The sequence below is a fragment of the Microtetraspora sp. AC03309 genome (assembly GCF_020826795.1).
GTDB lineage: Bacteria > Actinomycetota > Actinomycetes > Streptosporangiales > Streptosporangiaceae > Microtetraspora > Microtetraspora glauca.
The window spans coordinates 1-14118 of the sequence record NZ_JADDIL010000016.1; the positions used below are offsets into that span (position 1 = coordinate 1).

General features: G+C 72.9%; 13 protein-coding genes. 6 read left to right on the forward strand and 7 right to left on the reverse strand.

The annotated features are described in order from the left end of the window. On the reverse strand, positions 1–265 hold a 265-nt coding region (locus IMZ11_RS11470; RefSeq protein ID WP_228640523.1), incomplete at its 3' end, for a hypothetical protein. A 252-nt stretch (positions 266–517) separates the two neighbouring features. Between IMZ11_RS11470 and IMZ11_RS11475 the strand changes: the two genes are divergently transcribed. From IMZ11_RS11475 to IMZ11_RS11490, 4 genes are read left to right on the forward strand one after another with little or no spacing between them, the layout of a single operon-like run. After that, the gene (locus tag IMZ11_RS11475) at positions 518–1408 is read left to right on the forward strand and encodes an ABC transporter ATP-binding protein (protein ID WP_228640525.1); all 891 of its coding nucleotides are present in this window, start codon (positions 518–520) and stop codon (positions 1406–1408) included. Continuing rightward, on the forward strand, positions 1405–2472 hold the full coding sequence (locus IMZ11_RS11480) for an ABC transporter permease subunit (RefSeq protein WP_228640527.1): 1068 nt from the start codon (positions 1405–1407) through the stop codon (positions 2470–2472). Before IMZ11_RS11475 ends, IMZ11_RS11480 begins: the two co-directional genes overlap by 4 nt. Further along, on the forward strand, positions 2469–3890 hold the full coding sequence (locus IMZ11_RS11485; protein ID WP_228640529.1) for a S41 family peptidase: 1422 nt from the start codon (positions 2469–2471) through the stop codon (positions 3888–3890). The genes IMZ11_RS11480 and IMZ11_RS11485 overlap by 4 nt, the downstream gene beginning before the upstream one ends. A gap of 12 nt (positions 3891–3902) precedes the next feature. Continuing rightward, the gene (locus tag IMZ11_RS11490) at positions 3903–5057 is read left to right on the forward strand and encodes an alpha/beta hydrolase (RefSeq protein ID WP_228640531.1); all 1155 of its coding nucleotides are present in this window, start codon (positions 3903–3905) and stop codon (positions 5055–5057) included. Positions 5058–5156: 99 nt separating this feature from the next. On the opposite strand, the gene IMZ11_RS11495 is transcribed toward IMZ11_RS11490, so the two are convergent. Together IMZ11_RS11495 and IMZ11_RS11500 are read right to left on the reverse strand one after the other, a co-directional pair. Further along, entirely contained in the window at positions 5157–5912 is a 756-nt protein-coding gene (locus IMZ11_RS11495) for an SDR family NAD(P)-dependent oxidoreductase (protein WP_228640533.1), read from the reverse strand. Continuing rightward, positions 5912–7093, reverse strand: coding sequence for an acyl-CoA dehydrogenase family protein (locus tag IMZ11_RS11500; protein WP_228640535.1), 1182 nt, complete (start codon positions 7091–7093; stop codon positions 5912–5914). The genes IMZ11_RS11495 and IMZ11_RS11500 overlap by 1 nt, the downstream gene beginning before the upstream one ends. 83 nt (positions 7094–7176) lie before the next feature. Between IMZ11_RS11500 and IMZ11_RS11505 the strand changes: the two genes are divergently transcribed. Next, positions 7177–8541 carry an enoyl-CoA hydratase-related protein gene (locus IMZ11_RS11505; protein ID WP_228640537.1) on the forward strand — a complete coding sequence of 455 codons (1365 nt, stop codon included), beginning with the start codon at positions 7177–7179 and terminating at the stop codon, positions 8539–8541. A gap of 15 nt (positions 8542–8556) precedes the next feature. Beyond that, positions 8557–9669, forward strand: a complete 1113-nt coding sequence (locus tag IMZ11_RS11510; RefSeq protein WP_228640539.1) for a CaiB/BaiF CoA-transferase family protein — start codon at positions 8557–8559, stop codon at positions 9667–9669. A 43-nt stretch (positions 9670–9712) separates the two neighbouring features. On the opposite strand, the gene IMZ11_RS11515 is transcribed toward IMZ11_RS11510, so the two are convergent. The 4 genes from IMZ11_RS11515 to IMZ11_RS11530 all read right to left on the reverse strand — a co-directional run bounded on the left by IMZ11_RS11515 (position 9713) and on the right by IMZ11_RS11530 (position 14015). Then, positions 9713–10696 (reverse strand): nitronate monooxygenase family protein, encoded by a 984-nt coding sequence (locus tag IMZ11_RS11515; RefSeq protein WP_228640541.1) that lies wholly within the window; start codon positions 10694–10696, stop codon positions 9713–9715. A 69-nt stretch (positions 10697–10765) separates the two neighbouring features. Further along, the gene (locus tag IMZ11_RS11520) at positions 10766–11587 is read right to left on the reverse strand and encodes an SDR family NAD(P)-dependent oxidoreductase (RefSeq protein WP_228640543.1); all 822 of its coding nucleotides are present in this window, start codon (positions 11585–11587) and stop codon (positions 10766–10768) included. Continuing rightward, a complete protein-coding gene (locus IMZ11_RS11525; RefSeq protein WP_228640545.1) occupies positions 11587–13209 on the reverse strand; it encodes a class I adenylate-forming enzyme family protein in 1623 nt (540 codons plus the stop codon). The genes IMZ11_RS11520 and IMZ11_RS11525 overlap by 1 nt, the downstream gene beginning before the upstream one ends. Next, positions 13206–14015 (reverse strand): enoyl-CoA hydratase/isomerase family protein, encoded by an 810-nt coding sequence (locus tag IMZ11_RS11530; protein WP_228640547.1) that lies wholly within the window; start codon positions 14013–14015, stop codon positions 13206–13208. Before IMZ11_RS11530 ends, IMZ11_RS11525 begins: the two co-directional genes overlap by 4 nt. Between the last annotated feature and the right edge of the window lie 103 nt (positions 14016–14118).

Sequence of the window (14118 nt, forward strand, 5' to 3'; positions counted from 1 at the left end):
GCGGTGTGTGCGGGGAGGCGGGTGGGAGGCGCAAGTACTCGATCACCGCGGGTCGATCCGCGCTTGGACCGTGGTGCCCCGACACGGTCACCGCGATGACCGTCAGGACGATCGCGACCACCACGTCGGCGGCGAGTGCTCTGCGGGACGGTCTCGGGGGTTCGTCGCCATTCGGCCCCGGCGTGTCGTCCAGGTAGTCGTCATCCGGCCGGCCGCCCAGGTCGGGCACATGCCGCCACCACGGTGGTCGTTCACCGATCTCCACCGGCACATTGTCACGCCTGCCCGTCCCTCCCGCATCGGCCGTCGTGACGGGGCTCATGGTCCTGGGGGAGTACATCGCAGGGATGACTCGGCGGCCCTTCGTTCTCAGGAGGTACGCGATCTCGGTAGGACGGCCGACGCGCACCGGCAGGGGAGTGCCTAGTTTCGTTCCCGCCGGCCCGCCGCTCTGGAGCCGCGATCTCGGCGAAAGCGGCGCGACGCCGTTCATGACCGCCTTTCAGGAGGACATAGCGTGACTTCTGTCCTGCAGGCCCAGGCACTGGGCAAGAGGTACGGCAAGCGCTGGGCGCTGCGCGAGTGCACCATCGACATTCCGGCGGGCCACGTCGTCGGGTTGGTGGGTCCCAACGGGGCCGGCAAGACGACGCTGCTGAAGCTGGCCGGCGGCCAGCTGGTACCGACCACGGGCGGCATCACCGTGCTCGGCGGCCGGCCCGCGGGCACGCCCGCGCAGCTGGCCAGGGTCGGGTTCGTCGCCCAGGACACCCCCGTCTACGCGGGCCTGACCGTCGCCGATCACCTGCGGCTGGGAGCTCGGCTCAACCCACGCTGGGACGCCGCCATGGCACGGGAGCGCATCGCGCAACTCGGTCTCGCCCCCACCCAGCGGGCGGGCAAGCTGTCGGGCGGCCAGCGCGCCCAGCTCGCCCTCACCCTTGGGCTGGCCAAGCGGCCCGAGCTGCTGATCCTGGACGAGCCGGTCGCCTCGCTCGACCCGCTGGCCCGCCGCGAGTTCCTGCAGGGGCTGACGGAGGCCGCCGTCGCGCACAAGCTGAGCGTGCTGCTCTCCTCCCACCTGGTCTCCGACCTGGAACGGATCTGCGACTACGTGATCGTCCTCGTCGACTCCCGCGTCCACCTGGCCGGGAAGGTCGGCCGGTTACTGGCCGCCCATCACCGGCTCACCGGCCCACGCCGCGACCCCGACCGGCTCCCCGCCGGCCAGCACGTCGTCTCCGCCGGCCACACCGACCGGCAGAGCACGTACGTGATCCGGACCGACACCCCGATCCACGACCCCGCCTGGACGGTCACCCAGCTCAGCCTGGAAGACCTCGTCCTCGCCTACATGGACAAGCGCACCACCGACAACCGGCGAGCCGCCCTGGAGGTGCAGCGATGATCTGGCTGACCTGGCGACAGTTCCGCGGCTCGGCCACGATGATGGCCGCCGTACTCGTGGTTCTCGCCGCCGCCCTGGTCCTGACCGGCCCGGATCTGGCCTCCGGCTACGCTGCCGGGATCGCCGACTGCACTCCGGACGACACCTGCCGCGACTTCTTCGACCGGTTCTTCGGCGAGTACGACATCCCCTTCCTGACCCTCACCCTCGTCGTGCTGATCCTGCCGGCGCTGATCGGGCTCTTCTGGGGAGCTCCGTTGATCACCCGGGAGCTGGAGGCGGGCACGCATCTGCTGGTGTGGAACCAGAGCGTCACCCGCGGCCGCTGGCTGGCGGTCAAGCTCGGGTTCACCGGCCTGGTGGCCATGGCCGCCGCCGGCGTGTGCGGCCTCGCGGTGACCTGGTGGTCCGACCCCCTGGACAGGTCGGCCGTTCCGGAAATGGCGCAGATGGCTCCCGTGGTGTTCGGCGCGCGCGGTTTCGCCCCGATGGGGTATGCGGCCTTCGCCTTCGCCCTCGGGGTGACCGTGGGCATGCTGGTGCGCCGCACCCTGCCCGCCATGGCCCTCACCCTGGCCGTCTTCGTCGCGATCCAGATCGCCATGCCGCTGCTCGTCCGTCCTCACCTGATGCCCCCGGTCACCGGGACCTTCGAGCTCGGCCGGGAGAATGTGGACGGCCTCGGCGCGCCGAGAGGCGGATCCCTGCAGATCTTCCTGAGGACGTCGGCCGTTCCCGGCCACGCGGGCGCCTGGGTCCTGTCCAGCAAGCTGGTCGATCCGTCCGGACGTACGATCTCCAGAGGAGACGGGAGCTCGGGACCGTCGTCGACGATCGTGCGGGCCGTCCCGGTCTCCACGACGTCGGGACCCTGCTCACCGCAGGGACTACCCGCGGGTGGGTGCATAGCCGAGATCAACCGGCTCGGCTACCGGCAGCAGGCGACCTACCAGCCCCTTGAGCGCTTCTGGCCCTTCCAGTGGATCGAGACCGGGATCTACGCTCTGCTCACCCTCGGCCTCACGTGGTTCTCCTTCTGGTGGGTCCGGAGGCGCCTGTCATGACCGTGATCAGGACCGCGGCCTCCGCCGGGCTCGCCCTCCTGCTGGCGGCGGCCTGCACGGCGCCGACGCCACCGCGTGGCCAGGCGGGCACACCAGCCGGTACGGTCTGCGCGCCACCCTCGGGAGTCCCCGGGGCGGAGACGGCCACCACGATCGACGTCATCGAGCAGGCGTACTTCTGCATCCTCGGCGACTACTACAGCGGCGCCACCCTGGACGCCCGCTCGCTGCTGACCGCCGGATTCGCCGCCCTGACGCAGGAGCTCAACCGCGACGGGCGCGACGTGCCCGGCGCCACCATGCCGGCGCTGACCGGTGACCGGAAAGCCGACTGGACCGCTTTCGAGACCGCCTACAGGAAGATCACCGATCAGGTCCCCGACCTGCGCGACAAGCTGGCCGTCGCCACCCTCCAGGCCGTCGTGGCCGCCCTCGGCGACAACCACGCCCGCTGGACGCACGACCTCAAGCGGCCGCTCGACTACTACGACGGCGACGGCTACGGCCTGGGCCTCGAAGCGAACGTCAACGGCCCGCAGGTGGACGGCAACCCCGGCGTCGCCCTCGGCCCGTTGTTCGTCACCACCGTGCTCGGCGGCGCCGCGCAGGCCGCCGGACTGCGCTCCGGCGACATCATCGAATCGATCAACGGATCGGCGCCCTTCATCGACGGCGAGGCCACCCCGGCGATCGCCGCTCTCTATCCCGAGTACCCGGAGGCGCGGCCGGTGCGGCTGCGGCTGCTGCGGCAGAGCGACGGCCGCCGCTGGAGCGTGACCCTCAAACCCGGCCTCTACCCGCGAGACCTGGCCACCCTGCGAGTAGTGCGGTCGAAGCTGCTGGACGACGACATCGCCTACGTCCGGATGACCGGATTCGCCCCCGACTCCGCGAACCGGGTCCTACGGGCGATCACCAGGCTGCGCACCGGCCAGACCATCACCGGCGTCGTACTGGACCTGCGCGGCAACGGCGGCGGCAACCCCGCGGAGGCGACCCGGCTGCTGAGCGCGTTCGTCCACGGCAGGAACACCGCCTACCAGTGCACCGTCGACGGCACATGCCAGGCCATGCCGACCGATGACACCGTCGAGTTGCTCAACCTGCCGCTGACGGTGCTCACCGACCGCGGCTGCGCCTCGGCCTGCGAACACTTCAGTTCCGCGGTCAAGGACCTGCGCATCGGCCCGCTCGTCGGCACCAGAACCGCCGGCGTCATCTCCGGCCCGGCGCGGACGTACCTGCTCGCCAACAACACCATGCTGAGCTTCCCCGCCAGGCACCACCTCGGCCCCGACCGCGAGGTGATCGACCGGATCGGCGTGCCGCCCGACCACTACGTGCCCCTGACCCCGAAGGACGCGGCCGCCGGACGCGACCCCGCCCTGGCCAAGGCCCTGACCCTGCTGCACACGTGAAGGGACCTCGCCATGAGAAGACTCCTGACCCTCGCCGCGGGACTGGCCGTCTACGCCACGTCCGCCTGCTCCGCGCCCGCACCGCCCAGAGCCGACGCCCCGCGGGCCGAACGGACCGGCCCCGCCACCCTGCCCGCCCCGACCGGCCCCCATCCGGTCGGCACCACCGTCCTGTATCTGAAAGACGCCTCCCGCCCCGATCCCTGGAACCTCGACGCCGATGCCAGGGAGCTCAAGGTCACCCTGTGGTATCCGACCAAGCAGCGCGACGGGCAGCGCTCGCCGTACATGACAGCCAAGGAGGCGGAACTGCTCCTGAGGGGCTCAGGGGTCTCGACCGCGCCCTACGACACGCTGAGCAAGACGCGAACGAACGCCGTCAAGGACGCCGAACCTGCGGGGCGGAAGCTTCCGCTGGTGGTGCTCTCCCCGGGCTTCACCAAGCCGGTGAGCACGCTCACCTCCCTGGCCGAGGAGCTGGCCAGCCGAGGGTACGTCGTGGCCGGGATCGACCACACCTACGAGAGCTACGCCACCACCCTGTCCGACGGCCGGGTCGCCGAATGCCTCGCCTGCGACAGCGACACCGACCCCGGCTTCGGCACGGGGGTGGTCCAGGGCCGGGCGGCCGACGTCTCCTTCGTCCTCGACCACCTGGCCTCCAAGTGGCAGCATTCCGACCTGATCGACCGCGAAAGGATCGCGATGGTAGGCCAGTCGATCGGCGGGGCCGGCGCCGTGGCGGCCATGATCAAAGACCCACGCGTACGCGCCGGAATCGATATGGACGGCACCACCTACGCCCGGATCTCCACGAGCGGCCTCTCCCGGCCGTTCATGTTCCTGGGCTCGGCGCAGCACGTCCCCGGCGGCCGCGACAATTCGTGGGACCGTGACTGGAAGTTACTGACCGGGTGGAAGCGCTGGCTCGTGCTGTCGGACGCCGAACACCAGTCCTTCACCGACATCCCGTTGGTGGCAGACGTCATCGGCCTCGAACCTCTCCCTGGCATGCTGCCCGCGGCCCGTGGCGCAGAACTCACCCGCACGTACGTGGCGGCCTTCCTCGACCAGCAGCTGAAGTCGCAGCGGCAGCCCCTCCTGGACAAGCGGTCATCGCGCTACCCCGAGGTCACGTTCTGCCCCGCGACCTGCGGTCGATCCTGAACCCCCGCGCATCTCGATGTGCGGGTAGCCGGCCCCAGCACGGGCGCTGCCCCCACCACTGGTTTCTGGAGAGTTCTGCCGGGTCCGTGACTGCTGAGGTCAGCGGGGTGTCATCCGGAGCGCGCCGTCCATCCGGATGACCTCGCCGTTGAGGTAGTCGTGGTGGATGATCGTCAGCGCCAGGTGGGCGTACTCGTCCGGGCGGGCCAGCCTCCGCGGGAACGGAACGCCGGCCGCCAGACCCTCCCGGAATTCCGCGGAGACCGTGGCCAGCATCGGCGTCTCCACGATGCCCGGGGCGATGGTGTTGACCCGGATGCCGTGCTGGGCGAGGTCGCGCGCCGCGGGCAGGGTCAGCCCGACGATGCCGCCCTTGGACGAGGAGTACGCGGCCTGCCCGATCTGCCCCTCGTAGGCGGCGACCGAGGCGGTGTTGACGATCACGCCGCGTTGGCCGTGCTCGTCCGGCTCGGTGCGGGCGATCGCCTCGGCGGCCAGGGCGAGCACGTTGAAGGTCCCGACGAGGTTGACCTGCACGACGCGCGCGTACAGGTCGAGGTCGTGCACGCCGTTCGTGCCCAGGATCCGCGCCGACGGGCCGATGCCCGCGCAGTTGACGACCGCGCGCAGCGGTCGGCCGGCGGCGGCCGTCGCGACGGAGGCCCGCACCTCCTCGGGGCTGGTGACGTCGGTGGGGAGGTACTCCACCCCCGGCGCCGGGTCCACGGCGTCGATGCTCTGCTTGAGATCGAGCACGAAGACGTGCGCGTCCTCCTTGGCCAGCAACTCGGCGGTCGCGGCGCCGAGGCCGGAGGCCCCGCCGGTGACGATGACTGCGCTGTCGGCGACCTGCATCAGTGCGTCTCCCTGCTGACTGCGGTGATCACGGGTGGGGTGTTCCCGGCGAGTGAGCGGCCGATGACCATGCGCTGGATCTGGTTGGTGCCCTCGAAGATCTGCATGACCTTCGCCTCGCGCATGTAACGCTCCACCGGGAAGTCGCGGGTGTAGCCGTAGCCGCCCAGCACCTGGACGGCGTCGGTGGTGGCCTTCATGGCGTTGTCGGTGGCGACCATCTTGGCGATGGACGCCTCCCGGCCGAACGGCAGGCCGAGGTCTTTCAGCCGGGCGGCGTGCAGCGTCATCGCGCGGGCGGTCTGCACGGCCGCCTCCATGTCGGCCAGCAGGAACGCCAGGCCCTGGTGCTCGATGATCGGCCTGCCGAACGTCGAGCGCTCCTTCGCGTACGCCACGGCGTGGTCCAGCGCGCCCTGGGCCAGGCCGGTGGCGACGGCGGCGATGCCCAGTCGGCCGGAGTCGAGGGCGGCCAGCGCGATGCCGAGACCGTCGCCCTCCGCGCCGATCCTGCGCTCGGCCGGCACCCGCACGCCGTCCAGCCGCATCGTCGCGGTCGGAGAGGCGGTCAGGCCCATCTTGTGCTCGGGCGGGTCGGCGCTCAGGCCCTCGGCGCCGGCCGGGACGAGGAAGCAGGAGATGCCCCTGCGGTCGTCCGAGGTCCGCGCCATCACCGTGTAGAAGTCGGCGCGCCCGCCGTGCGTGGTCCACGCCTTCGCGCCGGTGAGCACGTAGTCGTCGCCGTCGCGGACGGCGCGGGTGGTCATGGCGGCGGGATCGGAGCCGGCGTGCGGCTCGCTCAGACAGTACGCGCCGAGCAGTTCGCCGCCGAGCATGTCGGGCAGCCAGGCCCGCCGCTGATCGTCGGTGCCGAAGTCGAACAGCCCGAAGCACGACAACACGTGCACGCTGGTGCCGACGGCGACGCTGGACCAGACCCGGGCGACCTCCTCCAGCACCTGTAGGTACACCTCGTAGGGCTGACCGCCGCCGCCGTACTCCTCGGGGTACGGCAGGCCGAGGACGCCGATCGCGCCGAGCGTGCGGAACACGTCGCGCGGGAAGTCCTCGTCCGCCTCGGCCTTCGCGACCCGGGGGGCCAGCTTCCCGTCGGCGAGGTCCCGGACGATCTCGATCAGGTCGGCACTCTCTGCGCTTGGCATGACACGCGATGCGGGCATCGAAGCTTCCTTTAGAGTACGAAATCGAGTACCAAAGTATCAGAAATTGTACTGATTGCCAGGGGCGCCGTAGAGTCGGTGCCATGCCGTCGCCCGACAGGACTCGCACCCGGCGCGAGGAGACACTGGCGCAGCTCCGCGAGCTGTTCCTGGCCGAGGGATTCGCGTCGTTCAACATCGGCGACCTCGCCGAGCGGCTGCGCTGCTCCCGGACCACCCTGTACGCGGTGGCGCCCAGCAAGGAGCAGATCGTGGTGGCCGCCGTCCGCTCGTTCTTCAAGGCGGCGGCCGACCGCATCGAGGCCCGGGTCGCCGCCTCCGGCGACCCGGCCCGGCAGCTCGCCGTCTACCTGGAGGCCGTCGCCGCGGAGCTGCAGCCCGCCTCGGCCGCGTTCCTCGCGGACGTGGCCGCCTTCGGCCCGGCCAACGAGGTCTACCAGGAGAACACCCGGTACGCCGCGGAGCGGGTGCGGAGCCTGGTGACGGAGGGGGTCAGGGCCGGGGTGCTGCGCCCCATCCCCGCGTCGTTCGTGGGGGCCGCGGTGGCCGAGGTCATGAACTCCATCCAGCGCGGCGCCATCCGGTCTGCCACCGGGTTCGACGCCGCGCAGGCCTACCGGCACCTCGCCGACCTGGTCCTCGCCGGCCTGACCACCGCACCGGTGGACGAACAGGCGGTCACCGGGACCTCGGTGCGGTACGAGGTCGCCGACGGGGTGGCGACCATCGAGCTCGACCGGCCGGAGTCCTCGAACGCGCTGGACCTGCCCATGGCGCGGGCGCTCGGCGACGCTGTCGAGGCCGCGGCGGCCGACCCGGGGGTGCGCTGCGTGCTGCTGCTCGGCCGCGGCCGCACCTTCTGCGCCGGAGGGGACGTCATCGCGATGCACGGCGCCGCCGACCGCGCCGGCTACGTGCTGGAGCTGGCCCGGACGGCGCACCGCGCGGTGCTGGCCCTCGCCGGGCTGGAGGTCCCCGTCGTGGCCGCCGTCCAGGGCGCGGCGGCGGGCGCCGGACTGGCCCTCACCCTGGTGGCCGACGTGGTGCTCGCCGGCGAGTCGGCGACGTTCCTGACCGCGTACGCCCAGGCGGGGCTGACCCCGGACTGCGGCACGTCCTGGCTGCTGCCGCAGGTGGTGGGGCTGCGCCGGGCGCTCGCTCTGACGTTGACCGATCGCCGGCTGACGGCAGGGGAGGCCGCCGACTGGGGGCTGGTCACCGACGTCCACCCCGACGAGGGGCTCGCCGAGTCGGCCCGGCAGGCCGCGGCGCGGATCGCGGCCGGGCCGTTCCCGGCGCTCGGCCGGACCCGGCGCCTGCTCCGGGATGCCCCGGCGCGATCGCTGGCCGACCAGCTCGGCATCGAAGCCGCGACGATCGCCGAGGCCGCCGCGTCCGCCGCGGCCGGGGCCCGTCTCGACGCGTTCGTGAACGGCAAGCGCAAGTAGAGAGGCGGGAACCCGATGAAGGACGGCCCCCTGGCGGGACTGCGAGTGGTGGAACTGGCCGGGCTCGGCCCGGCCCCGCACGCGGCCATGGTGCTCGCCGACCTCGGCGCCGACGTGGTCCGGATCGAACGGCCGGCGGGCCGCGGGCTCCGGTTCGGCGCCCCGGACGCGACCGACGCCGTGCTGCGCGGTCGGCGCCCGGTCCACGCCGACCTGAAGTCCGCCGACGGGCGGGCCGTCGTCCTCGGCCTCGCCGAACGCGCGGACGTGCTGATCGAGGGACTGCGCCCCGGCGTGGTGGAACGGCTCGGTGTGGGCCCGGACGCCTGCCTGGCCCGCAACCCCGGCCTGGTCTACGCCCGGATGACCGGGTGGGGCCAGGACGGGCCGTGGGCCGGCCAGGTCGGCCACGACATCAACTACATCGGCCTGACCGGCGCGCTGCACGCCATGGGCCGCGCCGACCGGGCCCCGGCGCCTCCGCTCAACCTGGTCGGCGACTTCGGCGGCGGGTCCATGCTGCTGCTCGTCGGCGTGCTGGCCGCGCTGTTCGAACGGTCCCGGTCCGGCCGCGGCCAGGTGGTCGACGCCGCCATGGTCGACGGGACCGCGCTGCTCAGCCAGATGACCCTCGCCCTGCGCGGCATGGGGGCCTGGCGCGACGAACGGGAGGGCAACCTGCTCGACGGCGCCGCGCCCTTCTACGACACCTACACCTGCGCCGACGGCGGGTTCGTCGCGGTGGGCGCGCTGGAGCCGCACTTCTACGCGGCGCTGCTGGCCGGGCTGGACATCGACCCGGCCGAACTGGGCGCGCAGAACGACCCGGCCAACTGGCCGGCGATGCGCAAGCGGTTCACCGCCGCGTTCGCCTCCCGCACCCGCGACGAGTGGGCCGCGCACTTCGCCGGCACCGACGCGTGCGTCACCCCGGTGCTCAGCTTCGCCGAGGCCCCCGGCCACCCGCACCTGGCGGCGCGCGGCACGTACGCCGAGGCGGACGGCGTGGTCCAGGCGGCCCCGGCGCCCAGGTTCTCCCGCACCCCGGCCGCCCCGGTGGCCTCGGTGCCGCGGACGGCGGCTGACGCGGCGGACGTGCTGCGCGAGTGGGGGCGGCCGGGGAACTGACCGCCCGGTGCCGGGAGCGGCCACACCGCGGTGCCGACGCGGGTCAGACCGCCGGCAGGTACCCCGGCAGCCGGTGGCGGATGAGCTCCTCGGCGTCCGCGACGATCCGGTCCACCACGTTCCGGCAGCTGTCCACCTCGGTGACGAGCCCCTGGGCCTGGTTGGCCCACCACAGCCCGTCCTCCATGTCGCCCGCCCCGAGGACGCGTTCCCGTCCCCGTACCCCCGAGGCGAGGTGGGCGACGTCCTCGAAGGACGAGCCCGGCCGGCGTGAGATCTCGGCGATCTCCTCCGACACCGAGTTGCGCGCCACCCGCGCCGAGTTGTGGAACTCACGGAAGACGATGATCGAGTCCCGTTCGGAGTTCGCCACGATCTGCCGCTTGACGTTGTCGTGGACGGGCGCCTCGGTCGTCGCCATGAACCGGGTGCCCATGTTCGCCGCGCACGCCCCGAGGGCCAGCGCCGCCACCAGGCCGGCGCCGGTGGCGATGCCGCCGCTGGCGATGACCGGGACGTCCAGCGCGCGGCTGGCCGCGGCGATGAGCACGAGGCCGCCGATGTCGTCCTCGCCGGGGTGGCCGGCGCACTCGAAGCCGTCGATGCTGACCGCGTCCACGCCGAGCGCCTGCGCCTTGACGGCGTGCCGTACCGCGACCGCCTTGTGGATGACCTTGACCCCGGCGGCCTTGAAGTCGGGCAGGTGCGCGTCCGGGTTGCCACCGGCCGTCTCGACGACCGTGATCCCCGACTCGATGATCGCCGCCCGGTACTCGTCGTAGGGGACCGGGCGGATGGTGGGCAGGATGGTGAGGTTCACCCCGAACGGCTGGTCGGTCAGCTCGCGGGTGCGCTTGATCTCCAGGGTGAGCGCCTCGGGCGTCGGCTGGGTCAGCGCCGTCAGGAACCCGAGGGCGCCGGCCTCGGCGACGGCCGCGATCAGTTCGGCCCGGCCCAGGCCGGTCATCCCGCCGCACAGTAGTGGGTGCCGCACGCCGAAGGTCTCGGTGAAGGCGGTAGTGATCATTTCAGCGGTGGCTTTCGTCTCGAAACGGTGGTCCGGCCGCGGACCCGGGCCGGGGTGGACAGGGGGTGTTCAGGCCGCGGCGGGGCCGCCGATCCGGGCCAGGACCCCCGCGATCGACTCGGCGGGGTCCCTGGCCGTCCAGCCGGTGACCGGGGTGAGGGCTTCCGGCGTGTACACGCCGAGATCGGTGCCGTCGAAGCGGACGATCCGGCCGGTCACGCCGCGGGTGGCGTCGCTGAGCAGCGCGACCACCACCGGCGCCACGTCCCCGGGCGCGCCCATCGCGGGCCGGTCGGGCCGGGTGTCCAGCGCCGCCATGCCGGTCTCGGCCAGCGGTGACACGGCGTTGACCCGGATGCCGGCGGACGCGCAGTCCCGCGCCCAGCCGGCGGTCATCGCGGCCACCGCCCCCTTCGTGGCGCCGTAGGCGCTCATGCCGGGGATGCCGAACCGGGCGCCGGACACGATCGTGACGATCGACCCGCCGGCGCCCCGCCGGACCATCGCCCGCATGGCGTGCACCGCGGCGAACTGCACGCCGAGCACGTTGACCTCGGTTATCCGCCGCAGCCGCGCCTCGTCCTCCTCCCACGGCAAGGCGTGGTGGGTGATCCCGGCGTTGGCGACGAGGCCGTCGAGCCGGCCGAACTCCAGCTCCGCCGTCCCGGCCAGCCGGGCCGCCACCTCCCACGACCCGGCGGATCCCGGTTCCGCCACCGCGTACCCGCCGGCGGCGGCGATCTCCGCGGCCACGGCGTGCGCGGCGGCCCCGTCCACGTCGTTGACCACGACCCCGGCGCCGTGGGCCGCGCACGCGAGCGCGTAGGCGCGGCCCAGGCCCATCCCGGCGCCCGTCACGACGACGCAGCGCCCGTCCAGCAGGCCGCCCATCAGTCGGTTTCCGGGTCGAACAGCTCGACCACCGCGGCCTTGTTGATCTTGCCGGTCGGGTTGGTCGGCAGCGAGCGGACCACCCGCAGCAGCTCCGGCTGCTTGTGCCGAGCCAGCCCCTGGCCGGTCACCGCGCGGCCGACCTCCTCCAGGGTCAGGTCCTCCCGGTCCGAGACGACGGCCGCGCCGATCCGCTCACCGAGCCGGCCGCCGGGCACCGGGACGATCGCCACGGCCGCCACGTCGGGGTGCCTCACGATGGCGTCCTCGATCTCCCTGGCCGAGAACTTCTCGCCGCCGCGGTTGATGACGTCCTTCAGCCGGCCGGCGATCCGCACCTGCCCGTCGGCGGCCCGCGAGCCGAGGTCTCCGGTGCGGAACCAGCCGTCAGGGGTGAACGCGTGCGCGTTCAGCTCCTCGCGCACGTAACCGAGCATCATCTCCGGGCCGTGCAGCAGCAGTTCGCCCACCTCGCCCGGCTCGACGTCCCGACCCGAAGGATCCACGACGCGCAGTTCCACGCCCGGCGCGAGCCGGCCGTCGGTCTCCGCTCGGAACTCCAGCGGGTCCAGCTCGTTGGGCAGCGTCGCGGTGGGCAGCTCGGTCATGCCCCACGCCCGGTACGCCGCGATGCCCAGCTCGTCGGCGCGCCGGATGAGGTCCGGGGGCACCGCCGCGCCGCCGCAGCAGTACTGGCGCAGCGGCGACCGGTCGCGCCCGTCAGCGGCGTACACGTCGAGCAGCTCGCGCAGGAACGGCGTCGCGCCCGCCATGTAGGTCGCGCCGGTCCGGTCGGCCAGCTCGGCGCACACGGCCGGGTCCCAGCGTTCCATCAGCACCGCGGCGGCCCCCACCCGGCAGGGGATCATGAAGCCCTGCAGCAGGCCGGTGATGTGCGTGATGGGGGAGGCCATCACCATCCGGTCGCGGAACGTCAGGCCCCACTCCACGACGGTCATCCGCAGCTCGTGCCGCAGCCCCGCCACGGAGTGCACCACGCCCTTGGGCTCGGACTCGGTGCCCGAGGTGAACAGCACCAGGCAGGGGTCCGCGGGGGCGGCGGGTTCGATCCCGGACGGGAGCGAACCGGTCCCGGCCTGGTCCGCCGCCCGCCAGCCCGCCGACCGGCCGGTGGTGAGCAGCCGTACGGCGGGCTCGTGCGAGAGGTCGCGCAGTGCCTCGTCGAACTCGTCCGGGTAGGCCCGGCGCCGGTCGTCGGCGTACGTGACGATGGCCGCCGGCCGGATCTGGTCCAGCACGGTGCGGATCTCGCGCGGGCCGTACAGCGGCACGATCGGGCTGCTGATCGCCCCGATCCGCCAGATCGCCGCCGCGACGGCGACGGCGTCCGGGCCGGTCGGCAGCAGCCAGCAGACGGCGTCACCCGGCCGTACCCCGCCGGCGATCAGGGTCCGCGCCACCGCGGCGGACTTCGCGGCCAGCTCGGCGAAGCTCGTCTCACCGTGCGTGGTGATGATCGCCGGTCGGTCCGGCCACCGCGTCGCCCCGTGGTCCAGCAGGTCGCCGATCCGCTCCTCGGTGAGGAAGCCCCGGCGGCGCCAGACGTCCGCGAGCTCGGGGGTGACCACCCGCGGCCTGCGGTTCCAGTCGGCTGTCTTCACGACGTCGTCCACTTCGGTTCGCGCTTGTCCAGGAAGGCGGCCGGGCCCTCGACGGCGTCCGGGTGGTACCGGTGCCGCCGGATCAGTTCCCAGCCGAGGTCCATGTCGGTGGCGATGAGCCGTTCCTCGAACGTGCGCAGCACCCGGCGGCTGAGCCGCACCGCCTCCGGCGAGTTCCGCCCGATCATCGCGGCCAGCTCCATCCCCCGGTCGAGGAGCGCGTCCGGCTCGACGACCTCGGAGACGAGACCGGCGCGCTCGGCACTTTCGGCCGACAGCGACTCGTGCCGGCCGAGCAGGACGAGGCGGGTCAGCAGGTCCGGCCGCATGCGCAGCCGCAGCTGCAGCGGTTCCAGCGCGGACACCTGGCCGACGCTGACGTGCGGGTCCAGGAAGCGGGCCGCCGGCGACGCGATGCAGATGTCGGCGTCCGCCACGAAGTGCAGGCCGCCTCCGGCGCACACCCCGTTCACCGCGACGATCACCGGTATCCCCAGGCGCGGTCCGGGCAGGAAGTCGAGCTCCTCGGCCGCGGTGTCGCCCACCTTCGCCCTCGGCACCGAGAGCATGGACACGTCCGCCCCGGCGCAGAACGCCTTGCCCGCCCCGGTGAGCAGCACCGCGCGCAGCTCCGGCGCCCCGGCCGCCGCCCGCCACAGGTCCGCCAGCCCGTCCATGAGCTCGTCGTCAAGGGCGTTGGCGGATTTCGGACGGTTGAGGGTCACGACCAGCGTCCCGCCGACGACCGTGCTGAGCAGCACCCCATCCGCACGTTCCAGGCCTGCTCGGCCGCTCTTCCCCGACACGGGCGCCTCCCCACGGGCGCCGAGACGCCCTTCTTGACTGTCATCCAAATCATATATACGTTTCGCGCCATGGTGAAGAGAGACGTCATGTCACGCGCCGGGA

Bases quoted from the DNA above. Each gene is read 5' to 3' on its own strand.
- IMZ11_RS11500 (WP_228640535.1), bottom strand. From the start codon at position 7,093: ATGCCCGCATCGCGTGTCATGCCAAGCGCAGAGAGTGCCGACCTGATC.
- IMZ11_RS11520 (WP_228640543.1), bottom strand. From the start codon at position 11,587: ATGGGCGGCCTGCTGGACGGGCGCTGCGTCGTCGTGACGGGCGCCGGG.
- IMZ11_RS11505 (WP_228640537.1), top strand. From the start codon at position 7,177: ATGCCGTCGCCCGACAGGACTCGCACCCGGCGCGAGGAGACACTGGCG.
- IMZ11_RS11515 (WP_228640541.1), bottom strand. From the start codon at position 10,696: ATGATCACTACCGCCTTCACCGAGACCTTCGGCGTGCGGCACCCACTA.
- IMZ11_RS11485 (WP_228640529.1), top strand. From the start codon at position 2,469: ATGACCGTGATCAGGACCGCGGCCTCCGCCGGGCTCGCCCTCCTGCTG.
- IMZ11_RS11495 (WP_228640533.1), bottom strand. From the start codon at position 5,912: ATGCAGGTCGCCGACAGCGCAGTCATCGTCACCGGCGGGGCCTCCGGC.
- IMZ11_RS11510 (WP_228640539.1), top strand. From the start codon at position 8,557: ATGAAGGACGGCCCCCTGGCGGGACTGCGAGTGGTGGAACTGGCCGGG.
- IMZ11_RS11480 (WP_228640527.1), top strand. From the start codon at position 1,405: ATGATCTGGCTGACCTGGCGACAGTTCCGCGGCTCGGCCACGATGATG.
- IMZ11_RS11490 (WP_228640531.1), top strand. From the start codon at position 3,903: ATGAGAAGACTCCTGACCCTCGCCGCGGGACTGGCCGTCTACGCCACG.